A 24,634-nucleotide genomic window follows, 5' to 3' on the forward strand; every position below is an offset into this window, starting at 1 on the left:
ATTATGATTCATCATTCTAATATGAAGCTTATTTTACTTCTACTTTTGTAACGAATTCTTCATATTGATTTGTTTGTTTAATCATTTCATCACTAAAATTTTTGAGCTGAGTTAATTGTGTTTGTAACGCTTTAGAATCAACAGTTACACCTGCATCAGAATTGATCTTCATTTGAGTCATTGTTTCATTTAACGATTTCCAATCTTTCACTAGAATTTCAAAAGTCTTAAGTTGTCTCTTAATTAAATTTGTAAAACTACCTACTTGATCTTCAATAAGAGTAATTTGAGCTGCTTGAATTTCATTTTGTGATAATTTTTGTATTAATGGAATTAATTGTTGTCGTTTCTGTTTAATGTTATTACTAGCTTCTCGCACTTGACCATCGGAAGAATTTGCAATTTCGTTACCAAGGTTTTCAATAGAAGCAAAGTCTATCGTTTTAGATTCAGCTCCTGTTTTACTGATATCAATAGCCTGCTTTCCAATACTAATTGAACTTCCAATAATTTCTTTCGATCGATTTAAAATTTTTGTAAGTTCGTTTTGAATCTCTTCTTGAATTTGTTTAATTTGCGCTCTTAGTTGTACAGTTTCTCCATTTGAACCATTCAAAGATTGAATTGCTGTGTTAGCTCTCTTAGAAAGGCTTTCACTATCTTGAACCAACTCATCTTTATACCAGTTTAAGTCTATTAAAGTTTTTTCCATATTATCTTGAATCGTTTGTACTTGGTCTTGAAGTCTGTTGTAAGCACTTACGAATTCTTCTTTCGCTTGTGGATCTTCATTTACTTTTCCAGCTAATTCATATAATTTACTATAATAGTTATTAAACCTTGTACTAAATCCCATCATCTCTTGATTTAAGTTGAATAGTTTAGGATTATATTCATCCATCCATTCTTGAACATGTTTTCTTGCAATCCTTTGATCAGCTGTTAAACTACTCATAGCATTTACTTTAAAGTCTGGTTGTTTTAATAGAACTAATCCATACCCTTGTATTAAAGGAGTCTGTGATCCCAATGTTCTAATCGAATTTGAAAGTGTATTTATGGTGATGAAATTCTGAATATTTGTTTGTTGTAATTGAGGTTGCTTGTTTTCTGCAAAAGCACTTACAGGTGCGAAACAGCTTGTAGATACCGCTGTAACCAATAAACCTGTGATTAAAGTTTTTTTCATGTTAATTCCTCCTACTAATTATAGAATAATGTTTTGATAATACAGTTAGCCTCAATTATAGATTTTGTAATTTTGGCTCAAGGATAATTAAATATTTAACTACGAGAATCACTTTTTTTCATCATTTCTATAAGATTACAAAAGATGAAATTATACTGTACATTGCCTATACTTTTTACTACGGATTAAAATAAAATTACTTTCGATATGTTCATCTTAGTATAAATATATTTCGATTTACTTTCATAAATGTTACAAAAGACTTTCATTGATTTTTATTTAAATTAAAAAAGAGAGTGAATCCCATTTTAAGATGGAATTCACTCTCTTTTAACCAATTCTATTTTTTCAGCAATATTATAATTTTTATCTTCTCGTTTCCCTTAAGCATACCTAATTCATAGGAAGAAATACTACTCAAACATAACGTTTAAACATCTGCTAACAAGAAAAACTAGCATTTCTTTACAAAAATTATTCAATCATCTATTTACTTTTCTAATGTAACGGGAAGAGTAAACCAAAATTCACATCCTCGTCTCCCATCCGAACGATCTCGAACACCAATTTCTCCTTTATGCATTTCGACTAACGATTTTACAATGGCTAATCCGAGTCCAGATCCTCCGGATTGCGAACTTCTTGATGGGTCTGTTCTGAAAAAACGTTCAAATATACGTAATTGATCATTTGGTGCAATCCCTTCCCCTTCATCACGCAAAATGAATTGTACTTGCCGTTTCTGTTTATCTTCCTCTACACTCAACTCGATTGTTCCATATGTAGGAGAATGCCGAATCGCATTATGTAACAAATTATTGATAACCCGCGCTATTTTACATGGCATAATCCAAATTCGTGGCAATGTATCCGAAACGTGCAATTCTAAATGAATCTCTTTGTCCTTCAATAAGATAGAATTTGAATCTAGTACTTTTAACAGAATGCTATCTACATGTGTTAAACTTGGATGAAAAACTTCTTGTCCAAGTTCTAACTTTGAAAAGTCAAACAAATCATTAATTAATCCACTTAATCGTTGTATTTCATTTAGGATTGTGGTTAGATACTGCATTTTCATATCAGGGTTTTCAATTAAACCATCCTGTAATGCTTCTATCATCAATTGCATGTTAGTCATAGGGGTTCGTAAGTCATGGGAAATATTCGCAATCAGCTCTGTACGTGCTTTTTCTCCTTTTTCTAATTTAGTAAAGCCTTCTTCTAATTTTTTAGCCATTTCTTGAAAAGCTGTCGCTAATTCTTTAAATTCTTCTGGTTCTTTCCCTATTATGTACATCGTTCCAAATTGTCTATCACTAAATTGTTTGGTTAGTGAAATTAAATTTTGAATGGATTTCATAATAGGACGTGTCATTAACCAGTAAATAATGGTTGAAAAAATCAATGCTACGATTACAATCCCTATTAATAACCGTGTTTGTTCTGGTCTAAGTAACATTCGCCTTTCACTATACCAGATAGAAATTAAGATGATACTCGTACTTAATAGGTTCATCAATAGCAATTGATTACGTAATTTCATTTTTTATTTCCTCCATCTGGCTCAAAGCGATAACCTATGCCCCAAACTGTATGAATCCAGCGGTTATTTGTTGTATGCTTCTCCAATTTTTCACGTAGACGACTCATTAATACAGTTACAGCATTTGTGCACCCTTCATACTCAAAATCCCAAATTTGTTCAAGAAGTTGAGATCGTGAAAATACTTGTTTTGGATGTTGTGCCATTATATAAAGTACCTCAAATTCTTTCACTGTTAACTCAATTTCATGTCCACAAACAAATACACGTCTTTTCATCGGATAAATCTCCAAATCTGGGAACTTTATCATTTCTGATACAGTTTCTTTCATTTGGATCGTTGCTTGATTCCCTCTTCTTAATATAATTTGCACCCTTAGTACTAATTCACGAGGTGAGAACGGCTTTGTCACATAATCATCCGCGCCGATTGTTAATCCTAAAATCCGATCTCTTTCTTCTCCCCTAGCAGTCAAAATAATAATAGGAATATTAGAGTGTTGGCGAATCTCCTCACATAATTCCCAACCATCTTTTTTCGGCATCATCAAATCTAAAATAACTATATCTGGTTGATATTGCTGAAATAAACTCCAACCTTCTATTCCGTTTACAGCGGTGTATACTTCATATCCTTCTCTTTCTAAGTACCGCCTGCATATTTCTCGAATATTATCTTCATCTTCTATAATTACAATTCTTTTGTTCATACATAAAGTCTCCTCTATTCTTTTATCAATAACAAAAGAAATATTTCTATAATTCACCCTTATATAACAAATGCTCATAACCATTTATACGAATGTAAAGAATATAATTTCTAGTTTAGACTAAGCTTTTTATCCCTATGTTCCATGAATATTTCGAGTAATAAATACTTAATCCAGAGAGTCTGATTTATAATCTCATCGTATTGGAAGATATCCCCTTAATTGCTAACTCCCCTATTTAAATTAATTCTATTTCTCGAGCGCTAATTTCAATCCTTTTTGATAATATTGTGACATCTCTTCTTTAGGAACCATGCTTCCACCTGTTCCCCAAATAATATGTGTACCCTTATTCATTTTTTGGTTTAAATTATACTTTGATAAATAATCCATTCCCTCTTTACATAATTTTACTGGTCCAATCATACCCGCTAGTGCAGAAGGCTCTAAATAAATCCCTATTGTATCGGCTAGTTTCGTTAGCAGTTTGTACAACTGTTCATCGCTAACCGTATAATTACCACTTAAAAATGGTTCTATAGTTTTACCTACAAATCCAGATGGTCTTCCTACAGCAAGTCCATCTGCATCTGTCACATTATCAATACCAACATCTTGGACAGAAACTTTATCATGAAGTCCAGTCATTAAACCGAGCAGCATACATGGAGAGTGAGTAGGTTCTGCGAAGAAAATATGTACATGGTCTTGGTACAATAATTTCAATCCAAATGCGACTCCACCCGGTCCCCCACCTACCCCGCATGGAAGATAAACAAATAACGGATGATTTTCATCTACTGTTACTTGTAGCTCTTCTAATTGTTTTTGTAAACGCGAGGCTGCTACTCCATATCCTAAAAATAAATGTCTTGAATTTTCATCATCGATGAAATAACACATAGGATTCTCAGCAGCTTGCTTTCTTCCTTCTTCTACAGCCTTACTATAATCATCTGTATACTCGATAACCGTAACATTTTTACTTCTAAGTAAATCCTTTTTCCATTGTTTTGCATCCGCAGACATATGAACTGTTACATTAAACCCTAATTTTGCACTTATGATACCAATACTAAGTCCTAAATTTCCTGTTGATCCTACTGCAATAGAGTAATTTGAAAAGAAATTACGAAACTTATCACTATCTAGAATTGAATAATCATCTTGTTTAGTTAATAAATTTTGTTTAAGAGCTAGATCTTCGGCATGTTTAAGGACTTCATAAATCCCTCCTCTTGCTTTAATAGATCCTGATATAGGAAGGTGACTATCACACTTTAGCAATAACTCGCCTGGTATAGGTTGTTGATACTCCTGCTCTAAAGACTGCTTCATGGAATGAATTTCCACTAAAGGAGACTCTATGATACCATTCATTTCTTTTGTTTCAGGGAAAACTTTAGCAATATATGGAGCAAAACGTTTCAATCTTTCTTCTGCATCCCTTACATCTTCTTGAGTAAGTGGAGATTTTTTAATCCCTGTTTGAAATTTTTCAATATTAGGATTTACCCAAAATACTTCTTCCAACATAATCATCTTGTTTAGTAGAGGATATTGCTCTTTCCAATTTTGTATATTTTTACTTTCAATCTCTCTCATTTGTCTGATCCTCCTTATTTTCTTGTAGCGAGTTTAATAATAAATTATAATTAAATATATTTTAATATTTTTAATACAGTTTAACACAAAACCCCCATCTTTTTTAATTTGATTTAATTTATTTAAATAAAATTAAAAAAGTTAGTAAGGAGTTTAACTCATGGAGAATATAGACATTGGCAAGAAAGTTAAAAAATACAGAGAAGCTAAAGGATTGAGTAGTAGTGAGTTAGCAAAATTAGCTGCTATTACACCTTCAATGTTAAGCCAAATTGAACGAGGATTGGCGAATCCTTCTATTCAAACCTTAAAGGTCTTAGCTAAAACCCTTGATGTTCCAACTTTTAGTTTTTTTATTGAAGAAACAAATACCGATGATTTAATTGTAAGATCCGATAAACGTAAGAAAATGATTATTGATAATTTATCTTATGAGTTATTATCACCTGATTTTACTGGTAATTTGGCAACTGCGATTATGAATGTTCCTCCAAACACCTCTTCGTCAGAGAATCCTCTAGAACATAGAGGTGAGGAAATAGCAGTCATTTTAGAAGGGAAAATTACGTTGTATTTAGATGAAGAACAATATCTATTAGAAGCTGGTGATAGTGTAAAAATACCAGCGAATTTAAAACATAAATGGGAAAATAATTTTAGTGAAATTGCAATTGTACTATTTTCAGTTACCCCACCTTCGTTTTAATTTAGATACACGAATCAGCTTTATGAAATGAATAGAAAAAGAAAGAGAGGGGCTTTTGGATGAAAGATCCTCTCTTTTCATCTTTATTCAGCACACCATTTATCAGCAGAGTCTTGTGATACAGTTGCTTTTATGAACCAATCTTTCGTCTTGCCGTTAACAATTAATAGGAAAGCGTTTTTTGCAGCAAATGCAGAAGCAGAAATTGTAGGAAAAACAGTTACTATCAAACTAAACATTAATGCTAAAAATGGAAGTATAGGTGGTTTTCTTTTAATCGACTTGTCTTAATGTCTCCTAATGTCCACTAATGGTCTTACCACTTACCTGCATAATCTTAGCATGAGAAGATAAATATGTAGATAGTTTTTAATTGATATGTAAAGTTGCATATCACTACGTTTTGTTTTTACTTACAAAAATGGACTCCATTATCATTTACCAGTAGGTAAAATTGACCATAATGAAACACTTCTTAACACACAAGAAATTTCATTGTAAGAACCAAAAAATTCTATTAATTATAATAAAAATGACGCAGAATATATATTCCACGTCATTTTATGCGAGTCATTCAAAAAATTATTATTTTAAGTATTTGTTACTTGATTGTATCCATTCGCTCAATATAGAGATAACTGATTTAAATAATTTGAATTCAAACATAGAGCGCACGTGGGTTCTGGTGCAAAAAATTCAAAATACCCGTAAGTAGTCCCCAAAACTTTTCCATACTGATACTAGTACTCTAAAAAGGACGTAATCAGTATGAAAAAGCACAATCTATTCAAGTGGACACATTTTTATTTATTGATTCATCCCTTTTTCAACAAGTTGCACCGCAGATTCCAGCGTACGATTCATTGTTTCCACATATTGATCTTTCACTTTTTTATCTTTCTATAAAGTGACAAAAAAGTTGTTTAATTTACAATAAAGTCGTTTAAAAAATAATAAAGTTGTTTAATAAAATGCGAGTCATTCCATTCAACAATCGGGCCATTTTGTGGAATAACACTTAATAAGAAAATTAGATATTTCTGTTAAAGCATATAGAGAATATTGTGAAGAAACGTACTTAAGCTAACTGGCAGGTTAGCTGTACAAGTTATAAATTTAATGCTTTAAAGTTATAGAGCATTTCTTTGAATGAGGAATGCTTTTTATTTTTGCTTAAAACAAAAACCTACAATAAAAATGTTATCCAAATTAATAAAAATTTATTGCAAAACGATAAAATATATATTAAAATCAAAATCAGAATAAATAAGTGAGGTGCTTTTTATGGAAAAAGTAACAACGTTGTTTTTAAAAATAGCTGTTATTCTTTTAGGAGTCCCAGTTCTTGCTCTGTGTATTTTTTTGGTGCCTGAGATGGCGAATCTTGCAGCAAAATTGCTTCCAGAGTTTGCTTTTATAAAATATCTCGTTTTCATCGCTTTTGATGCATCGGCGATACCTTTTTACTTTGCTTTGTATCAGGCTTTCAAACTCTTACGTTATATTGACAAAAATAAAGCTTTCTCCGATTTATCTGTAAAAGCTTTAAAGAAAATCAAATACTGTGCCATCACAATCAGTATTTTGCATGTGCTAGTTTGGCCTCTCTTCTATATCTTTGCGGAAGTAGACGACGCACCAGGAGTTATCTTTGTCGGATTGGTTGTTCCTTTTGCTTCGATGGTTATCGCAGTCTTTGCGGCTGTTCTCCAAAAACTTTTACAAGAAGCAATTAATATCAAATCAGAAAATGATTTAACGGTCTGAGGTGAATAACAATGGCAATTATAATCAATATTGATGTGATGTTAGCAAAAAGGAAAATGAGCGTAACAGAACTTTCGGAGAAGGTTGGAATAACTATGGCGAACCTTTCTATATTGAAAAATGAAAAGGCAAAAGCGATTCGATTATCCACTTTAGAGGCAATTTGTAAGGCTTTAGAATGTCAGCCTGGAGATATTTTAGAATACAAAAGTGACGAAGACAGTTAAATTAATCAATGAAACTTACTATAACAATTATCAGGGGAGGTATAACTATGGACATTAACAATTTGATTATTGAAAATATTACTAACCCTCATGAGCTGGAGAGAATGTATAGAAAGGACCCGAAAACTTTTAAAAAGTCATTCTCACACGCATGGGAACAAAATCCTGATTCTCAGGTTCTTGACGTTTGGTATGAAAGATTGCATTTCAAGGAGACGGCAAATACAGAAAAATCTTCCTTGCTTCAAAAAGGTTTCTTATTCATGGGCATTTTAGCCATTCTGGCCGGGATAAGCACCAGGATCATTTTCCATTTTGTCGAACAGGAAGCAATTGCTCCAATTAACCTGGCTTTTGGTATAATTCCCTTTATTGCTGCCTATTTTGTTTACAATAATACTTCGAAAAAAAGTGTTATTTATTCCCTTGCAGCGTTGTTCCTAATTTCCGGGTTTTATCTTAATATGCTGCCATTAAATTATAAAGACAGTATTATCCTTGCTTATTTACACCTTCCCATATTCTTATGGGTATTGGTAGGGCTTGCATTTACAGGAAATGAATATTCAAAAGGCAGTACAAGATTAGCCTTTATTAAATTTAATTTGGAATATTGTATTCTCTACGCCAGCATGGCAGTTAGCGGAATGGTACTAGCAGCATTAACCATGCAGTTATTTAGCTTTGTTGGCTTGGATATAGAAGACTTCTATTTTAGTAATGTCGTTTTATTTGGTGCTGCCGCTCTCGCTATTGTGGCTGCATACCTGGTATCAATGAATCTTAAACTTGCTAAGAATATTACACCATATATAGCTAAAATTTTTAGTCCTCTTGTCCTGGTCACATTGTTGGTCTATCTTATAACGGTTATATGGGTCGGAAAAAATCCATTCTTGGACCGCAATTTCCTGATAGTCTTCAACGGAATACTCCTTGGTGTATTGGCCGTTACCATATTTTCCATTACCGAGAGCGACTCAGACGAAAAAAAGAACATTTCAGATTATATAAATTTTGCCTTAATTGTTCTTGCGCTTATCATTGACAGTGTGGCTTTGTCAGCCATCGTGTTCAGACTTTCTTCTTATGGGATTACGCCTAATAGACTTGCTGTTTTAGGAGTAAACATACTTATCTGGGCAAATCTAATTTGGATTATGCTCTCCTATATGCGTTTTCTACAAAACAAATCCGGACCTTCAACTATCCAAGATGCCGTTACTAAGTATTTGCCGGTCTACGGACTTTGGGCAGCTTTCGTTACATTTACTTTTCCTATAATTTTTAATTAGAAAGGCTCTGTTAATGTAACGAAAAGCTAATCTTCTATAACGTATAAAATCCTTAGAGCCGATATTATGCAGCTTTTTATACAGAGTTGCATAGTTTTGGCTTATTTTTATTACTAAAGTTAAAAAGAGGGTATTCAAACTAGAAGACATAATATATTGTTGCAATTGGATTCTTTAAAATATGTCCAGTTTCATGTGCCCAACGAAAAAGGACTTCATGAAACGTATTTGATAAGCTAAACTTGCAGGTTTTAAGTTTGAGTTTGATTTAGATTAAATGTGAAAAGATGTACTTACACTAAAGGGAGCTTTTCTTCAATAAGATTTGAATAATGATCTTTAATAATCGGGCGCGATTGTTGAATAAAACTTAGATTTTCAAACGACTTTATTGTTATATTTTTTAGTGTAGTGAAGTATCTTACATCAAAAATTAAACAACTATATTTTTAACCCCGTCCTAAATTTAGAACGGGGTTATGCTTGTTTGAGCTTTTAAAATTAAATAACTTTATTGTCATTTTACACTTTCACCACTGATTCAGCTACTGTAATTTTTTTCTCTAATGCTTTTACCGGACCCTCTTGATATTGACCTGCCTTATTTCCAACTTGTACTTTGGTTAATAAAGCTTTTGCTGCATCAATCGTTTTCTGTAATTTTTCTTTTGCCGACTCCGGTTTTGGATCTGGAGTTTGTTCTACTACTTTTGATTGTACAAATGTTTGATGTGCTGTTTTCAAATCATGATAGGTTTGAATTGCTTGTTCTCCTGTAACTGTCATGTTTTCAAACACTTTCTTTGCACCATTATAACTTGTTTCTAACTCTGCATATGCCTCTTTTGAATATTGTCCTGGCTTTTCACCAAATTCATAAGAAACTGCCAATGTTTCCTTTGCTTTTCCGATTTCTTCATTTAATACATTTAATTCTTCTAACTTTGTACGATTTGAAAATTCATTGTACGACGCTAATACTTCTGATGAAGTTAATCCTTTACTGTATAATTTTGCAAGCGCAACTTGCCCATGTAATGGAATGCCACCATTTCCATTGCTCGTTGGATCTGCCCCAATCGCAAATGGTACATTTGGATGATACACTTTTCCTGTCGCTGGTTGACTATTAACTTTTTTACCATCTACATAAATCGCTACTTCATTTCCGTTATACGTTCCTGTTAGATGATATGTTTTATTTGCTTCTAATTGAACTCCAACACGTTTATAACTTCCACCAATGTGAGCCCATAATTCCACATATCCATTTCCTGTAGATTCAAATCCAATTCCGCCACTTTCGGTATTTTGTAAAATACCTTGACCGCGGATTTCATTCATCGAAAATACCGTTTCTAATGTAAATGTATTTGCTACTTTTTCTTTTTGTGCTGCAGAAAATGGGATGTAACCAAATGTATTCGCTTCACCATTTAATTTCATTACATGTTTTTTCAATGCTTTATCATATTCAATTGGTACATTTCCTTTCACATCACCTTTTGTTCCAAATGGTGAATAATCTTTAAACGTACCATCTAAGAAATTAACGTCAAATACATCCGCTTTTGGTGCTTTTACATTTGGATCAATGACGTCTTTCTTTGTCGTTACTTCAGCTTGTAATGGTTGCTCACTTTCGTTACCGAACGAGTCTATCGCAACTGCTTCTAGCGTATATGTTTTTCCACCATCTAATCCAGCTAATGTAAACGTAAGCTCTTTCGGCACCGGATCACGATAAAATTCCGAGAATGCTAATAGCTTATTTTTAATTTCTCCCGTTTCCTTATCTCTTGCTTGTAAGCGATATGAGTGAACAAGAAGATTATCTACAGCTTGTGGGAATGTAGCTGTTACTGAGCTTTCAGTTACATTTGATACTGTTAATTTTGCATCTTTCTTAAAAGATGGTTTTTCTTTATCACGGTCTTCCACATGTTTAAATGTTTCTTTTTTTGCTGGCAGCTGCACCTTCCAAGGTTCACCAGTCCATGAATTGGTATGGAAGTCACGGCGATTAATTGTTACTTCTTTATCATCTACTTCTACTAATAAACCTTGACTTAAGTCGCCTGCTCCTGGCGGAATATTCCCTTGGACTTTACCACCTTCTACTTCCATATAACTTACAGATGATGTTCCAACAGATGTAAAGTCCTTTTGATGAATCGATCTTGGATCATCTAACGGATAGTGAGAATGACCTGAAAATGTAATTGCTTGTGGGTAATCTTTTAATACAGCATTAATTTTCGCACTATCTTTCGTTCCCCACTCGTGGCTACCATACACTGTCTCTTTAATATGTTGGTGTAAAAATACAAAAATCGGTTTTTCTGGATCATCATTTTTTGCTTTCGCAACTTCTTCTTTCAGCCAATTAATTTGCTTATCAGAATAATACCCATGTGTTGTCCCATCTTCTGGGGACATAACAAGAAAATGATATCCTTTCACTACTTTATGATAATAAATTGATTCCATTCCCGTTTTTTCTAAAAAGCGTTTTTGTGCACCTTCTACAGATAAACCATTCCAATAATCATGATTTCCAAGTGAATTCATTCTCACTGCATCTTTATTGGCATTTTGATTATAGACTTGCATGAAACGATCGTATTGCTGCGTCGATCCTGAGTCTGTAAAATCACCAACGATAACAAATGCATCTTGTTTCGGAGCAAGTGTATTAAACTGTTCAATCGCTCGCTTCCAACGAAACGTATCATCCGTTCCACTATTTTTAATATGTACATCACTCACAACCGGAAAGACTAATTTTTTCTCCTCTGGCTTTTTCTCTTCTTTCTTCTCTTCTGTTTGAGCAGAAGCATTCCATGGAAATGATACAAGCGCTAAAATAAAAATAGTTAATAAACCTATAAGACCTCTTACTTTTCGCAAAACATTCCTACTCACGTAAATCCTCCTCGTATGCTTAATTTCGTACAAGGATTATTGTAACTAACACATATTAATCTCGTTTAAATGAACAATGAAATATATTTCACTTTTGTAAATATACAGTCATTTTCATGTAAATTCCCACATTAATAGTATAATTACATGAAAACAATCACTTTCTCTAAACAAAAACCACGTCATTCTTTGTATTTTCTTTTTTATCCCGATTAGTGAGGGCTAATAATCAGTGGGAGATGAAGTCCCCCACTGATTAAAGCTGCACCTGAGTACTCACAAGGCATAGTTTTCCCCTCTCTTAGCCCCTATATGTGTATGTCCTTTCAATCTTTTTTCTTGTATCATTCATCTATTTTCAGAAAATACATAGCTAAACAAATAACCTATATAGACTCTGTTTTATTTCTTTTTTTCATAAATTTATAGATTAGAATACCTACCACAGCAAAACAAACGACTCCTAGTATTGGCAACATGTACTGTTCCACGACACCTCCAGCTTTATTCCAATGAGGTCCTAACTTCATTCCTACATATACATATAACGTCGTTAATGGTAGCATTGCCACAAATGTATATATGCTAAACTGCCAAAGATTCATTTTCGCTATACCGCATGGAACTGAAATAAGCGTTCGAATTCCAGGAATAAACCTCCCAACAAAGGCTACAACCGGACCATATTTTGCAAAGAAATGATCTGCTTTTTGGATTTGTTCTTCTTTTATAAAGAAATATTTCCCGTACTTTATTAATAAAGGTCGCCCACCATAATAACCAAGGGCATATAAAGTCAGCGGTCCTGTCGTCCCTCCAATTGTTCCAGCCAATACGGCTAGCCAAAAGTTCATATCTCCTTCATATACCCAATACCCAACAAGGGGCAAAACAATTTCCGCTGGAATAAACTCGAACGTTAAAGCCGCAATAACTCCAAAATAAGAAAATTGCTTCAAATACTCGATTACATCTAGAATAAATTGCTCCATCTCTTCAACTCCTATCCCTTATTTAAATCATATTTTTCTTGTAAATGCGGCGGGGCCATTTTTACAATTTGTTGCAAAATAAATGCCACTACAGCAATATCATCTAATACTCCAAAAAACAGAAAAAAATCAGGAATCAAATCGAATGGGAATACAACATATCCTATTAAAAAACCAATGGATAACACCTTTTTTCGCATTGGAACTTCTTTCGACGTAAAAAAATCATATAAAAATGGTCCAAAACGACGGAAATGAAGCATAAATCGAAATCTGTTTATAAATTTTTTCACTCTTCATAACTCCTTCCTTTATGTACAAAAAGGACCCTTACCAAATATGGGAAGGGTCCTAAAAAAGACAATAAGGGGCCTTTACCATTGCTGGTAAAGGTCTCACTAACAACAGAACGTTGCCAATAAAGCCGAGGGTTTCTCCCTGTAATGACGACTTTATTGTAATAAGTTACTCCCCTTTATATACACAATTTTATACACTCACCTTAAAATATTTAATAGAACTTGTCAATCTTTTTTCGATTATCCCTCTATTCGCGGGCAGTAAGACCCCACCTCAAGATTCAGAGAGAAGCAAGGAAGATAGGTGGAGGATAACTGCCCGTAAAAGCCCGATTGGTGAAGGCTAACCATCAGTGGGGAATGAAGAAAACCCCATTGATGGAAGTTTCACTTTATTGCAACAGGTTGATACATACTACCTATTGCCTGTATTTCAGAATGTGGTGCTGGTGATAATTGATAATATCCTTTCTTCACCATATACTGCCAAATATCATAAGCATGGCGACTACTATTTAAAAAGGCATTTTCTAAAAATGTTCTTAAATCTGGGTTTCCACACTCTAATAAAGAACCTGCATAATTGAATGCAGAAGACTTTTGATTGAGTAAATATCCTGTTGCAATTGCTCGATCACTAGGAGCCTGTGCAGTCATACTTGGTGTAACTGGTAAATATTTTTGTGAAGGAGCTTCTATATAAGAGACTAATACTGGTTTTAATTTAGACGGCTGAAACTTTGAGATATCAGGAGTTGACTCACTTTGTATAAATTCCACCTTCAAATTATAATCCTGTACGTGAAGAGGAAAATGCTTCTGTAACATTTGTTTCAACTCAGCATCCTGTGCTTGTTGTATATATGTAGACATTGTATTAATTGTATTGTAGCAACCAATGATCAGTTCACTTAAATCACGTAATTCATGTGTAGCTAATTGCATTTACGAATCCCCCTTTTCAAAACTTCTTTTTAGTCTCTCCCAAAACTAAAAAATAATAGAAGAAAAATTTGAACAACAAGAAAAAGCGCAACCATATCTCCTACCACAAACATCATAAACATTACGGAAACATTCAATGCTAGTATTGAACAAGTAAAACAACAAAAAGCCACATGATTGTGGCTTTTTGTCTGTTTTTAAAAGGGGGTACACTTTGGTATTTCTAGTCCAGATGCTTGTGCTAGTTTTAATAAATAGTAGCACTCCTCTCTTGCCATATGGTCTGCCATTCTCGCAGATAATGCACTTAATACTTGCTCGGATAGTTCTAATTCTTCTACTTCATGAAGAAAATGTGAAAATAAATTCAATTCCAATGAAACATCTTTCGTAAACTTCTTTAAAGCCGGAAAATTCTTAAGTTCTGTACGTAAATATCCCGTCATTTCAACAGCTTTTAAATAAAACTGCTCAAAATGTTTGGCGTACATCTCACTCTTCTCTTTCAATCGTTTCTCTACAGGATCCAATCCACCTGAAATCGAAGCAGCATGACCAGCCGCATCCGTTAACCAAGCAAGATGGTAATGTAATTCATGAAAAATAGGTGGCACTTCTCCTTTTATTAAAAATTCTAACACCGTTATATACTCTTCTACTTCATTTACCATATGATTAATAAAAGTTGGGGTAAAGTGGATACCTATTTTCCCTTCCAATTGCTTTTGTATAATACTCAACTTAAATTGTCTAATTTCCTCCGCCCCTTGTTTGGCATCTTTCGCAAATGCGACTAAATGAACCGTATGAATACGACTTAAAAGTCCATCAAATTTTTCTACAAAATATATAGCCCTCTGAATATCTTCTGTCTCTTTTGGAGCTAAAGCATCTAAAAGAAACTGTGCATGATCTCCAAGAACTTTGAGCCAAAATTTATGTTCAAATAATGCGCTTTCTTCATAAATTCTATCCATCCTGCATCTCCCCCTTGTAGTATGTATTTCATAGTTTTATCCCGCATTAACAAGCAGTAATACCCCACTAATTAAAGTTTCACTGTATATTTACTTTCGATTCAATTTGAAGTTTATGTTGGTCTGGATCATAAACAATAATAGCCTCTCCTTCAGCACCATACTCTTTACGAAATGATACCTGATAGAATTCCAGCTTTTTCTTTACCTTTTCCATATCAGAAATTGAAAAAGCGACCTCTATACATGGAGGTGAATCTACCTTAACCCCATCGCTTCGATTCCTATTAACTACAAAACAAATTCTTGTTGTATCAACATCGTACCAGACACCAGGTACATTTAATTGTGGCCTCTGCCCGCTAGGCTTAAGACCCAGGATTCCCTCATAAAAATATAAAGTTTCCTTTAAATTTCGCACTTCTAATACGATACAATTTGTAATCGTCTCCACATATATTTCCCCCTGTCCCTATTAGTTTTCTATATGAGTCATAAATAACAATTATGTCTGAATACAATACATAGTGATGAATGCTTTACGCTTTACTTATAAAGGGGGTTTATAAGATGGATAAATTCATGAAATCCTACACGCCTTACCATGGCCCACAGGATCCTTGCCCTCCAATTGGAAAAAAATATTACTCGACTCCTCCCCATTTATATATGGGATTCCAGCCAACTAACCTGCCACAATTTTCGCCAAAAGAAGCATTAAAAAAAGGAACTTTATGGCCTGCTTTTTATGATTATTATGAGAATCCATATAAGAAAGGACGGTGAATCAAATCGTGGCTCAAACATTACCAGATGAATACTATAAATGGATAGAAGAATTGCAAGAACTTGATTTTGTACTAGTTGAGCTTACCCTCTATTTAGATACCCACCCAGATGATGTTGCATCCATAAAACAATTTAATGATTTTTCCTACAAACGTAGATTGCTAACACAAAAAATCGAGGAAAAATACGGTCCACTTCAACAGTTTGGAAATAGTTATTCCAATGCCCCTTGGGAATGGAACAAAGGGCCTTGGCCATGGCAAATATAAAGGAGAAAAACTTATGTGGGTATACGAAAAAAAATTACAATATCCTGTTAGGGTAAGTACTTGCAATCCAGCACTAGCAAAATTATTAGTTGAACAATATGGTGGTGCCGACGGTGAACTAGCTGCAGCTCTCCGCTATTTAAATCAACGATACACCATTCCTGATAAAGTAGTTGGTTTACTAACAGACATCGGTACAGAAGAGTTCGCCCATTTAGAGATGATTGCTACGATGATTTATAAATTAACAAAAGATGCAACACCTGAGCAGATGAAAGCAGCCGGACTAGATGCTCAGTATGCGAATCACGATAGTGCTTTGTTTTACCATAACGCAGGTGGTGTTCCTTTTTCAGCAACATACATCCAAGCAAAAGGTGATCCCATCGCAGACTTATACGAAGACATTGCCGCAGAAGAAAAAGCACGTGCAACATATCAATGGTTAATTGATTTATCAGACGACCCAGATATAAATGATGGACTACGCTTTTTACGCGAACGCGAAATCGTCCATTCACAACGATTCCGTGAAGCAGTCGAAATTCTAAAAGAAGAGCGAGATCGAAAAATCTATTTTTAACTATTGCAGATGCACATATGAACATGTGCGTCTTTTTTAATTCGTACCTTCCTACTCCCCAAAAGGAAAATCTCTCCTTTCCACCCTATAAATAGTATAATTATTCACCTTAACGCATTAATTTTTAATTTTTTTAAAATTCCCTGTTGCTTTCTAGTCATCAGACCATTAGAATTAAAACAGTTACTCGACAAATTATTTGAATTTTCGACGAAATATTCTTAGGAGGATTATATATATAATGCGTACAACTTTAAAACCATCGCAAATTCTCTCCATTAGCTTATTGCTATTTGCAGTTTTCTTCGGCGCTGGTAATATGATTTTCCCACCCCTTCTCGGACTTTCATCTGGAGAAAACATGTGGGGCTCTATTTCAGGATTTATTATTACAGATGTAGGTTTATCTTTATTAGCAATTGTTGCCGTTGCTCTTGCCGGTGGTAGTTTTAACAATTTAGCAAGCCGTGTTCACCCAAAATTCGCAGCAGTACTAGCCATTATTATCTATCTTTCAATCGGCCCACTATTTGTTATTCCACGAACTGGGTCTGTTTCTTATGAAATTGGAATTGCTCCACTTTTCCAAGATCAATGGTATTCCATGTTAATCTTTAGCTTTATTTTCTTTACGGTTGTTTATTTTTTATCATTAAACCCGTCCAAATTAGTTGATCATATTGGCAAAATACTAACGCCAATTTTACTCGGAATTATTGCCGTTATGGCAACAAAGGCAATTCTTTCTCCAACAGGATCGTTTGTAGCACCAGTCGGTGACTATAAAGAAATCCCATTTTTCAAAGGATTTTTAGAAGGATTTTTAACATTAGATGCAATCGGCGCTCTCGTTTTATCAACAATTGTCGTAAATGCCATTCGCCAAAATGGTGTCCAGGAAAAAGCATCCATCGCTAAATATACAATTATTTGCGGAAGTATTGCTGCTCTTTTCTTAACAATTGTTTATTTCTTACTTGGATATATTGGTGCATCAAACGGAAACTTAGGGCAATTCGAAAACGGTGGCCAACTATTAGCGACTGTTATGTATCAATTATTTGGGACAAGCGGTAACATCATGCTAAGTATTGCCATCATATTTGCTTGCTTAACAACAGCTATTGGTGTCGTTAGTGCTTTTGCTAACTATTTCACAACAATACTAACTAACGTCTCGTATAAAAAACTTGTATTATATGTTTGTATCTTTAGCTTCATCATCTCAAATCTAGGATTAAGCTTATTAATTAAAATTACATTACCTGTGTTAATCATTCTCTATCCAATTACAATCATTTTAATTTTTGTATCATTTATTGATAAATATACAAAGCGTAAGCCTTCTGTATATATTGGTGCAATGATTGCCGCATTCATCATTAGCTGTATTCATGCGCTTGATAATGTGGGAATGATACCAACTTCTATTGCATCCATTGTAAGTACCATTCCTTTTTACAAATTAGGAATTGGCTGGATTGTTCCAGCCATTGTTGGAGGTATCGTAGGATACTTTATCCCGCAAACGCAAACAGAAGGTGAAGTTACTACTAAATAAAAAAGAAGCAAGCATTTTTTACGAATGCTTGCTTCTTTTTTATTTTCTCTCACTTAATACAACTTTTGTATATGAGCGAACCGTTAACAATAAATCACAATATAAACTCCGATGCTACTGTATATTTGAAATAAAGTCACGATCCTTCTAAAAAAGACCCGATGTTTTGAATAAAGTTGCGACGTTTATAAAAAAGATTGATCAAAAATCCTGCATTTTAATACAGGATTTTTCTTGTTCAGCAATTGGGCCATTTTCTTGAATAAGAAAAGGAATTATTAAAAGTAAATCGAAGCTTTAAGTTATTCCAATAACGGAGCTGTTTAGTGTGATAATGAACAATTAATGAACTAAGTAATAATAGTATTTTAAGTACAAGATTAGCTTTATTTTTCCAATCTTCTTGTGTAATCAAACAAATTTTTTTACATTAATAAAATCTAATTATAAAGGAGACCAAAGTTATGAAAATTTCTAAGGGAGTAGAGATGCTGCACCTTGAATTTCATGGGAATATTATTCATCCAACCCTTTTATGGGATCAGGAAATGGCTGTTTTAATAGACACTGGATTCCCTGGACAAATTGAAGATTTACACATAGCAATGGATAAGATAGGAGTGTCGTTCGATAAACTAAAAGTTGTGATTTTGACGCATCAGGATATAGATCATATAGGCAGTCTTCCTGAAATATTGCAGAATTGTGGAAGGAATATTAAAGTTTATGCTCACGAACTAGATAAGCCTTATATCCAGGGGGATTTACCTCTTTTGAAAGACGGGCACATAGGGAATCCACCGAAGGGAAAAGTGGATGTTACCTTGATTGACGGTCAAGAACTGCCGTATTGTGGCGGAATTCATATCATCCATACTCCAGGGCATACTCCTGGCCATATCAGCTTATATTTGAGGCAAAGTAAAACGCTTGTTGCCGGGGATTCGATGTACAGTGTAAACGGAACACTGGGGGGCATTCATGTTCCAACCACTTTGGATATAAAGGCTGCTCGACGGTCTTTGAAGAAATATTTAGACCTAGATATTGAATCCGTGGTTTGTTACCACGGAGGATTAATTAAGGGAAATATTAATGAGCAGATCCAAAAATTTTAGAGGATGCTAATAACAGATTATCATTTATTGAGGCGTTGTTGTTAAACGGTGTGAAGGTTGAAGAATAGCTGTTCCTTTTGGGTAGCTCTATTTTATCTTTTTCGTTCTTCAACAATACTAACAGTCAATATAAGGTCGGCATTCTTCAGCAAATGGGCGCCATTGTGGAACAATACAAACAGAAAATGATCAACCTTTTTTATACCATTTTCGAGAGTTAAGTTATAAATCCCTTACATTTTGATCAATCTTTGTTCAAAACGTAGGGGATTCTTTTTATGATGAAATGAATGTTTTCAGCTATTTTTTAATCGAACTTTATTTTAAGCCAACAGCTACCTACTAAAGAGATAAAATATAACAAATAATCGCGAATATTTCTTTTTATACTTCGTTTTGATACTTCTAAAAAATCCATTGTATTTCCTCACCTGCTCTTGTACATTTCGATATACACTGTGTATCGAAAATATGACATTATCCCTATCGATTTTCATTACACTATCCTTACAATCCTGTAATTGAATCAAATAGGAAAGAGCCTAGTTTTCTAGGCTCTTCACATTGTATGTTTGAACGTAAACAATTCTTCTTGAGGGTGTGAAACAGGCTGTACCTCTCTGATTTCCTCTTTCTTTTCACTTTCTCCTAACCTTACTTTCGTCATCGCATCCTCTATACTTCGTACAATCATATTTCCTGAAAAAATAGTAAGTCCAAAAAAAGTAATTGGTACGAGCGGAATCCATGGATGCACTGTTAGAGACCTAAAATAGACGCCAATTAATCCCGACCATTCATGTGTATAAGAATCTAGTTCTTTAATCATTCCGCCAAACTGCACCGTTCCACCAAAAAACACTTCAAGTAATCCTAAATGAAGAAAAATAATAAGGGTTTTAATAAATTGTTGCATAAATACAAGAATAAATGTCATATATAAATGCGGAAACACATGTTTCCGCACAATATGCCCTTTACTTCCTCCCAGTATACGGGCAGCATCAATAAATTCTTCCTTTTGTAACTTCTACACTATGTGAAATAACTTTCCTTACCATCTTCCCCCTTCTCTCTATACGATTTTCCATTCTATCATTTGACGCTTCGCTTTATTTTATAAATAATTTTCAGAATTGTAAATATTTTCTTCACAAAAAAAGAATCACTAGGATTATGATCCTAGCGATTCTTTTTGCACACGCTTTTCGTTTTTAGAAAATGACATATATAATAGTAAACACCCTATAAATGCAGCGATTTCTAATGAAATAATATAATACGGGTGAGGACCTAACATATCAAGTAATGAAGCTGTTTCTGGTTTATGTGCTAAAAACATATAGTTTCCGCCAGTGTTATAATTTACGAACGAAACAATTGGAATCAATATGTTTAAAAAAAGCATCGTACGCTTAATCGATTGAAGAGTTGGTCTGTAGCCTTCTACCCATGTCATAAAGAGCGGTGCCCAAATGAGTAATACATGTGCAATGAAATATTCTATGAAGCGAAAATGCGGAAATGCGTACTGTAAGTTTGGTGTTAAGATTGCTTGTGATGCCCCAATAATCCCCGTAAAAAAGACAATCTCATATATTTTGTAACTTTTTGTAATAACCATTATTGTTGCCAATAGTAAGCTCACCGTACATAACTCAAATGGTAATGAGGTACTTAACTGAAAAATTCCAGCCTTCACTTGCCACAGATCAAGTCCAATTTCACTTCCAATAAAGAAACAAGCCATTGTATAACGAACCATCATATTCCATTGCTGTTGACGGAGCAGATCCTGATATTGATAGATACAATAAATCCCTACACCGATAAGAAGAAGTATAATAACATGTTGTTTTGAGTATGGAACAAACGGCTCTAATGGAGCTGCTCGAAAATAAGCTTCCATATACCTTCCTCCTTTCCTCCATACAATATTATTGTAAGAAAACAAAGACTCGTCAACCAATTTGTTTTCTTCTAAACTGAAAACCTCTCTACCCCTACAAATCTAGCCCCAAGTTATTTCAATATATAAACCTTACAAAACTGTAATGTTATTGTAAGCTAAAACGATTTGTCATATTCTTTTCCTCTTCTATACTGAAAACAGATACAAAAACGAGCGAAAAGGTGATAAATAAATGAAAAAGAAAAATAAAGTGTTAATTACTAGTGTAGTAGCGATTGGAATTGCGGCAGGTTCATATTTTGCTTTTGCTGGTGGGAGTTCTGACGTGGCTATGGCATACAGCGGTTATAAAATTACAGAAAAACAGATTGAAAATGCACAAAAATTTGGTGGTGAAGTCATTCCAAATGGAATTGAAACAATTGCATTTGATCCATCAAAAGGTACGTATGAACTAGCAGTTAAAAAAGGTGATGAAGTAAAAAAAGGACAGCTACTTTTCAAATACAATGATCCTACTATAAAACTAGGTGTTACCGAAGCAGAAATGCAAAAGAAATTAGCTGAAAAAGAAGTAACACTGTACAAGAAACAACTGGATGCAGCAAAGCAAAAATTACAAAAAGATAAAAATGCTGGCGCACCTGGGGAAATGTTAAAAGCATCTGAAACTGAAATTCAAACCCTTGAATCACAGCTTGAAATGAAAAAGTTTGAAGTTGAAAAAGCTGATCAAATGATTAAAACAAACAAAGAAAAATTAACTACTCTTTCTGTAACAAGCCCTGCTGACGGCGTAATTGAAGATATTACAAAAAATGCTGATGAAAAAACAGGTATGAGTGGTATTACAATACGTAATGCTGGTCCTCTAAAAGTTAAAGGACAATTATCAGAATATGAACTAGCGCACGTAAAAGTTGGGCAAGAAGTAACTGTTACATCTAAAACTGTTACAGGCAAGAAATGGGTAGGTACAGTCACAGAAATCGGTACAACTCCATTAAAGAGTATGGACGAAAACAAGACAGTTTCTAACTATCAATTTACCGTTACATTAAATAATAGTGAAGAATTACAAAATGGCTTCCATGTATATGTAACAAGCAAGTCTGGTGAAGCAACTGGTACAATTATTCCGAAAAGCAGTATTGTGAAAAAAGGCGATAAAAATGTCGTGTTCATCATCAATGATGGTAAAGCAAAAGAACAAGCTGTTACTGTTGAATTCGAAACAGATAGCGAAGCAAAAGTTTCTGGCGTAAAAAAAGGTGAACAAATTATCTCTAAACCAGAAAAAGACTTAAAAGATGGTATGGAGGTTAATGTGGAATGATTGACTTAAAGGGCATCACGAAATCCTTTCAAAACGGTGAAGAAACAGTTCAAATCTTGCACGGCATCGATGTAACACTTAACCAAGGTGAATTCACTTCTATCATGGGACCATCTGGTTCTGGTAAGTCAACATTGATGAATATTATCGGTTGCTTAGATAAACCGACAACTGGCACCTATTCATTAGCCGGACAAAATATTTCAAACATGTCTGAAACAGAACTAGCCCATATTCGTAATAAAGAAATCGGATTTGTATTCCAAAACTTTATGCTACTTCCTCGTCTCAATGCACTACAAAATGTAGAACTACCTCTTATTTATGCTGGGGTAGATAAAAAGGAGCGACGTGAACGTGCATTAGCAGCACTAACAAAAGTGGGATTAGCGGATCGCGCCTCGCATTTACCAAATGAATTATCCGGTGGACAAAAACAGCGTGTTGCTGTTGCTCGTGCAATCGTAAATAATCCAAAGTTCATTTTAGCTGATGAACCAACAGGTGCACTTGATACAAAAACAAGTAAACAAATTATGGACCTCTTTTACGAATTAAATAAACAAGGCTCAACAATCATTATGATTACCCATGATCGTGAAATTGGGGAAGCGGCAGCACGCCAAATTGTAATTCGTGACGGAAATATCGTCCAAGATTGGAGAGGTTGATTTTGAACACAAGTGAAAATATACGTATGGCCCTATCCTCTATCTTCGCTCATAAAATGCGTTCTGTTTTAACGATGCTAGGGATTATTATTGGGGTTAGTGCGATTATCACCATTATCTCAATTGGTGACGGAACAAATGCAAAGTTTCGTGAACAAATAGGAAAAGAAAAGAAAGATCAGTTCTCAGTAAACTACACAACAGAAGATTATTCTGATATGGATGGAAAAATATCTGCAAGCATGTATGAAAATATCTCAAAAATTTCTGGTGTTCAAGATGTTTACCCAGATGTTAGAGGGAAAGAAAAGGTATATGCTGGAAAAAAAGAATTAGATATTGATATAACTGGTGCCAAAGGTGATTACTTTGAAGATGCTTCTAGATTCCAACTAGAGCATGGTAGATTTTTAACAGCTACCGATTTAGATAAACCTGAACACACAATTGTATTAAATAAAGATGCATTTAATAAGTTATTCTCTTCATGGGAACCAGATTTATATGTTGATATAAAAGGTACGCCCTACAAAGTAGTAGGCGTATATTCTACAAAAGCAATGATGGGTGGCATGGAGTTTAAAGAAGGTGCTATCTCTGCAGAAAACTGGCCTGTCCTATTTGGCAAGAACAACTATGATGGTGTGACAGTCAAACTTGCTCCTGGCCAAGATAAGCAAGCTGTACAAGATGCTGTTGTAAAATCATTAAATGATGCGAAAAAACCAGAGCATACAGGAAAATTCAAAGTACCCGATCCACAAGAAGCATTAAAAGAGATTGATGGATTTACAGGTATCTTAAAAAGTGTATTTGGTGGTATTGCCGCTATTTCACTACTTGTTGGTGGTATCGGTGTTATGAATATCATGCTCGTATCTGTAACAGAACGTACGCGTGAGATTGGTATCCGTAAAGCTCTTGGAGCAACACGCGGGAAAGTATTAATGCAATTCCTCATTGAATCTTGTATTTTGACCGCATTAGGTGGATTCATCGGCTTTATGCTCGGTATCTTCTTCGCTTGGATCGTCGCAATATTTGCTGGATGGCCACTTGTAGTTTCCATAAAGTTAGGACTTATTTCAGTCGGACTCTCTATGTTAATTGGTATTCTATTCGGTTTACTTCCAGCTAACAAAGCTGCTAAACTTGATCCAATTGAATGTTTACGATATGAATAAACAAAAAAACAGCTACCTTGTGGTAGCT

The 24,634-nt window shown here is 34.3% G+C and carries 23 protein-coding genes and 2 pseudogenes; 13 read left to right on the forward strand and 12 right to left on the reverse strand.

All coding sequences use genetic code 11. The features are described 5' to 3' along the window. Positions 1 to 28: 28 nt before the first annotated feature. The 4 genes from nheA to AZF08_RS06765 all read right to left on the reverse strand — a co-directional run bounded on the left by nheA (position 29) and on the right by AZF08_RS06765 (position 5,050). Positions 29 to 1,189, reverse strand: a complete 1,161-nt coding sequence (nheA, locus tag AZF08_RS06750; RefSeq protein WP_033674645.1) for a non-hemolytic enterotoxin subunit A — start codon at positions 1,187 to 1,189, stop codon at positions 29 to 31. Positions 1,190 to 1,679: 490 nt separating this feature from the next. Further along, complete coding sequence (locus tag AZF08_RS06755; protein WP_033674644.1) at positions 1,680 to 2,735, reverse strand: sensor histidine kinase; 1,056 nt, start codon at positions 2,733 to 2,735, stop codon at positions 1,680 to 1,682. Continuing rightward, a complete protein-coding gene (locus tag AZF08_RS06760) occupies positions 2,732 to 3,445 on the reverse strand; it encodes a response regulator transcription factor (RefSeq protein ID WP_033674643.1) in 714 nt (237 codons plus the stop codon). Before AZF08_RS06760 ends, AZF08_RS06755 begins: the two co-directional genes overlap by 4 nt. A gap of 249 nt (positions 3,446 to 3,694) precedes the next feature. Further along, positions 3,695 to 5,050: a D-serine ammonia-lyase gene (locus AZF08_RS06765; protein WP_033674642.1), complete on the reverse strand. Its 1,356-nt coding sequence runs from the start codon at positions 5,048 to 5,050 to the stop codon at positions 3,695 to 3,697. A 160-nt stretch (positions 5,051 to 5,210) separates the two neighbouring features. On the opposite strand from AZF08_RS06765, the gene AZF08_RS06770 reads away from it, so the two are divergent. The 5 genes from AZF08_RS06770 to AZF08_RS06785 all read left to right on the forward strand — a co-directional run bounded on the left by AZF08_RS06770 (position 5,211) and on the right by AZF08_RS06785 (position 9,045). Continuing rightward, the gene (locus AZF08_RS06770; protein ID WP_033674641.1) at positions 5,211 to 5,756 is read left to right on the forward strand and encodes a cupin domain-containing protein; all 546 of its coding nucleotides are present in this window, start codon (positions 5,211 to 5,213) and stop codon (positions 5,754 to 5,756) included. A gap of 132 nt (positions 5,757 to 5,888) precedes the next feature. Then, entirely contained in the window at positions 5,889 to 6,047 is a 159-nt protein-coding gene (locus AZF08_RS32120) for a hypothetical protein (RefSeq protein ID WP_156029075.1), read from the forward strand. Positions 6,048 to 7,040: 993 nt separating this feature from the next. After that, entirely contained in the window at positions 7,041 to 7,523 is a 483-nt protein-coding gene (locus tag AZF08_RS06775; protein WP_018392447.1) for a DUF2975 domain-containing protein, read from the forward strand. An 11-nt stretch (positions 7,524 to 7,534) separates the two neighbouring features. Continuing rightward, on the forward strand, positions 7,535 to 7,750 hold the full coding sequence (locus AZF08_RS06780; RefSeq protein WP_033674639.1) for a helix-turn-helix domain-containing protein: 216 nt from the start codon (positions 7,535 to 7,537) through the stop codon (positions 7,748 to 7,750). A 47-nt stretch (positions 7,751 to 7,797) separates the two neighbouring features. Then, positions 7,798 to 9,045, forward strand: coding sequence for a DUF4153 domain-containing protein (locus tag AZF08_RS06785; RefSeq protein WP_033674638.1), 1,248 nt, complete (start codon positions 7,798 to 7,800; stop codon positions 9,043 to 9,045). A 528-nt stretch (positions 9,046 to 9,573) separates the two neighbouring features. On the opposite strand, the pseudogene AZF08_RS06790 reads toward AZF08_RS06785, so the two are convergent. From AZF08_RS06790 to AZF08_RS06815, 6 genes and pseudogenes are all read right to left on the reverse strand, one after another. Next, positions 9,574 to 11,970: pseudogene (locus AZF08_RS06790) on the reverse strand (LamG-like jellyroll fold domain-containing protein); the annotation flags it as partial. 386 nt (positions 11,971 to 12,356) lie between these two features. Then, a complete protein-coding gene (locus tag AZF08_RS06795) occupies positions 12,357 to 12,962 on the reverse strand; it encodes a DedA family protein (protein ID WP_033674637.1) in 606 nt (201 codons plus the stop codon). Positions 12,963 to 12,973: 11 nt separating this feature from the next. Beyond that, positions 12,974 to 13,255: a YkvA family protein gene (locus tag AZF08_RS06800; protein ID WP_033674636.1), complete on the reverse strand. Its 282-nt coding sequence runs from the start codon at positions 13,253 to 13,255 to the stop codon at positions 12,974 to 12,976. Positions 13,256 to 13,648: 393 nt separating this feature from the next. Then, positions 13,649 to 14,206 (reverse strand): spore coat protein, encoded by a 558-nt coding sequence (locus AZF08_RS06805; RefSeq protein ID WP_033674635.1) that lies wholly within the window; start codon positions 14,204 to 14,206, stop codon positions 13,649 to 13,651. A 197-nt stretch (positions 14,207 to 14,403) separates the two neighbouring features. Then, positions 14,404 to 15,183 carry a DUF2935 domain-containing protein gene (locus AZF08_RS06810; protein ID WP_033674634.1) on the reverse strand — a complete coding sequence of 260 codons (780 nt, stop codon included), beginning with the start codon at positions 15,181 to 15,183 and terminating at the stop codon, positions 14,404 to 14,406. 79 nt (positions 15,184 to 15,262) lie between these two features. After that, positions 15,263 to 15,637 (reverse strand): VOC family protein, encoded by a 375-nt coding sequence (locus AZF08_RS06815; RefSeq protein ID WP_033674633.1) that lies wholly within the window; start codon positions 15,635 to 15,637, stop codon positions 15,263 to 15,265. A gap of 116 nt (positions 15,638 to 15,753) precedes the next feature. Here AZF08_RS06815 and AZF08_RS06820 point away from each other — a divergent pair, with 116 nt between their 5' ends. The 5 genes from AZF08_RS06820 (at position 15,754) to AZF08_RS06840 (ending at position 19,503) form a co-directional block, all read left to right on the forward strand. Beyond that, positions 15,754 to 15,969: a spore coat associated protein CotJA gene (locus AZF08_RS06820; protein ID WP_033674632.1), complete on the forward strand. Its 216-nt coding sequence runs from the start codon at positions 15,754 to 15,756 to the stop codon at positions 15,967 to 15,969. Between the two features lie 8 nt (positions 15,970 to 15,977). Further along, entirely contained in the window at positions 15,978 to 16,241 is a 264-nt protein-coding gene (locus tag AZF08_RS06825; RefSeq protein ID WP_033674631.1) for a spore coat protein CotJB, read from the forward strand. A gap of 13 nt (positions 16,242 to 16,254) precedes the next feature. Further along, positions 16,255 to 16,824 carry a spore coat protein CotJC gene (gene cotJC, locus AZF08_RS06830; RefSeq protein ID WP_033674630.1) on the forward strand — a complete coding sequence of 190 codons (570 nt, stop codon included), beginning with the start codon at positions 16,255 to 16,257 and terminating at the stop codon, positions 16,822 to 16,824. A 241-nt stretch (positions 16,825 to 17,065) separates the two neighbouring features. Beyond that, on the forward strand, positions 17,066 to 18,385 hold the full coding sequence (gene brnQ2, locus AZF08_RS06835) for a branched-chain amino acid transport system II carrier protein BrnQ2 (protein WP_033674628.1): 1,320 nt from the start codon (positions 17,066 to 17,068) through the stop codon (positions 18,383 to 18,385). Between the two features lie 464 nt (positions 18,386 to 18,849). Then, positions 18,850 to 19,503, forward strand: a complete 654-nt coding sequence (locus AZF08_RS06840) for an MBL fold metallo-hydrolase (protein WP_033674626.1) — start codon at positions 18,850 to 18,852, stop codon at positions 19,501 to 19,503. Positions 19,504 to 20,062: 559 nt separating this feature from the next. Here AZF08_RS06840 and AZF08_RS06845 read toward each other — a convergent pair. Next, a pseudogene (locus tag AZF08_RS06845) lies at positions 20,063 to 20,533 on the reverse strand (peptide ABC transporter permease); the annotation flags it as partial. Positions 20,534 to 20,677: 144 nt separating this feature from the next. Beyond that, positions 20,678 to 21,412, reverse strand: coding sequence for a YwaF family protein (locus AZF08_RS06850; protein ID WP_033674624.1), 735 nt, complete (start codon positions 21,410 to 21,412; stop codon positions 20,678 to 20,680). 235 nt (positions 21,413 to 21,647) lie between these two features. Here AZF08_RS06850 and AZF08_RS06855 point away from each other — a divergent pair, with 235 nt between their 5' ends. From AZF08_RS06855 to AZF08_RS06865, 3 genes are read left to right on the forward strand one after another with little or no spacing between them, the layout of a single operon-like run. After that, positions 21,648 to 22,751, forward strand: coding sequence for an efflux RND transporter periplasmic adaptor subunit (locus AZF08_RS06855; RefSeq protein ID WP_033674623.1), 1,104 nt, complete (start codon positions 21,648 to 21,650; stop codon positions 22,749 to 22,751). After that, positions 22,748 to 23,422, forward strand: coding sequence for an ABC transporter ATP-binding protein (locus tag AZF08_RS06860; RefSeq protein WP_033674622.1), 675 nt, complete (start codon positions 22,748 to 22,750; stop codon positions 23,420 to 23,422). Before AZF08_RS06855 ends, AZF08_RS06860 begins: the two co-directional genes overlap by 4 nt. 26 nt (positions 23,423 to 23,448) lie before the next feature. Then, positions 23,449 to 24,606 carry an ABC transporter permease gene (locus AZF08_RS06865; RefSeq protein ID WP_407639466.1) on the forward strand — a complete coding sequence of 386 codons (1,158 nt, stop codon included), beginning with the start codon at positions 23,449 to 23,451 and terminating at the stop codon, positions 24,604 to 24,606. The last annotated feature ends 28 nt before the right edge of the window (positions 24,607 to 24,634 follow it).

The organism is Bacillus gaemokensis, assembly GCF_001590835.1.
Classification (GTDB): Bacteria; Bacillota; Bacilli; order Bacillales; family Bacillaceae_G; genus Bacillus_A; species Bacillus_A gaemokensis.

What these genes read in the sequence shown, in the direction of transcription:
- nheA (WP_033674645.1), bottom strand. Translation starts at nt 1,189, where the DNA reads ATGAAAAAAACTTTAATCACAGGTTTATTGGTTACAGCGGTATCTACA.
- AZF08_RS06755 (WP_033674644.1), bottom strand. Translation starts at nt 2,735, where the DNA reads ATGAAATTACGTAATCAATTGCTATTGATGAACCTATTAAGTACGAGT.
- AZF08_RS06760 (WP_033674643.1), bottom strand. Translation starts at nt 3,445, where the DNA reads ATGAACAAAAGAATTGTAATTATAGAAGATGAAGATAATATTCGAGAA.
- AZF08_RS06765 (WP_033674642.1), bottom strand. Translation starts at nt 5,050, where the DNA reads ATGAGAGAGATTGAAAGTAAAAATATACAAAATTGGAAAGAGCAATAT.
- AZF08_RS06770 (WP_033674641.1), top strand. Translation starts at nt 5,211, where the DNA reads ATGGAGAATATAGACATTGGCAAGAAAGTTAAAAAATACAGAGAAGCT.
- AZF08_RS32120 (WP_156029075.1), top strand. Translation starts at nt 5,889, where the DNA reads ATGAACCAATCTTTCGTCTTGCCGTTAACAATTAATAGGAAAGCGTTT.
- AZF08_RS06775 (WP_018392447.1), top strand. Translation starts at nt 7,041, where the DNA reads ATGGAAAAAGTAACAACGTTGTTTTTAAAAATAGCTGTTATTCTTTTA.
- AZF08_RS06780 (WP_033674639.1), top strand. Translation starts at nt 7,535, where the DNA reads ATGGCAATTATAATCAATATTGATGTGATGTTAGCAAAAAGGAAAATG.
- AZF08_RS06785 (WP_033674638.1), top strand. Translation starts at nt 7,798, where the DNA reads ATGGACATTAACAATTTGATTATTGAAAATATTACTAACCCTCATGAG.
- AZF08_RS06795 (WP_033674637.1), bottom strand. Translation starts at nt 12,962, where the DNA reads ATGGAGCAATTTATTCTAGATGTAATCGAGTATTTGAAGCAATTTTCT.
- AZF08_RS06805 (WP_033674635.1), bottom strand. Translation starts at nt 14,206, where the DNA reads ATGCAATTAGCTACACATGAATTACGTGATTTAAGTGAACTGATCATT.
- AZF08_RS06810 (WP_033674634.1), bottom strand. Translation starts at nt 15,183, where the DNA reads ATGGATAGAATTTATGAAGAAAGCGCATTATTTGAACATAAATTTTGG.
- AZF08_RS06820 (WP_033674632.1), top strand. Translation starts at nt 15,754, where the DNA reads ATGGATAAATTCATGAAATCCTACACGCCTTACCATGGCCCACAGGAT.
- cotJC (WP_033674630.1), top strand. Translation starts at nt 16,255, where the DNA reads ATGTGGGTATACGAAAAAAAATTACAATATCCTGTTAGGGTAAGTACT.
- brnQ2 (WP_033674628.1), top strand. Translation starts at nt 17,066, where the DNA reads ATGCGTACAACTTTAAAACCATCGCAAATTCTCTCCATTAGCTTATTG.
- AZF08_RS06840 (WP_033674626.1), top strand. Translation starts at nt 18,850, where the DNA reads ATGAAAATTTCTAAGGGAGTAGAGATGCTGCACCTTGAATTTCATGGG.
- AZF08_RS06850 (WP_033674624.1), bottom strand. Translation starts at nt 21,412, where the DNA reads ATGGAAGCTTATTTTCGAGCAGCTCCATTAGAGCCGTTTGTTCCATAC.
- AZF08_RS06855 (WP_033674623.1), top strand. Translation starts at nt 21,648, where the DNA reads ATGAAAAAGAAAAATAAAGTGTTAATTACTAGTGTAGTAGCGATTGGA.
- AZF08_RS06860 (WP_033674622.1), top strand. Translation starts at nt 22,748, where the DNA reads ATGATTGACTTAAAGGGCATCACGAAATCCTTTCAAAACGGTGAAGAA.
- AZF08_RS06865 (WP_407639466.1), top strand. Translation starts at nt 23,449, where the DNA reads ATGGCCCTATCCTCTATCTTCGCTCATAAAATGCGTTCTGTTTTAACG.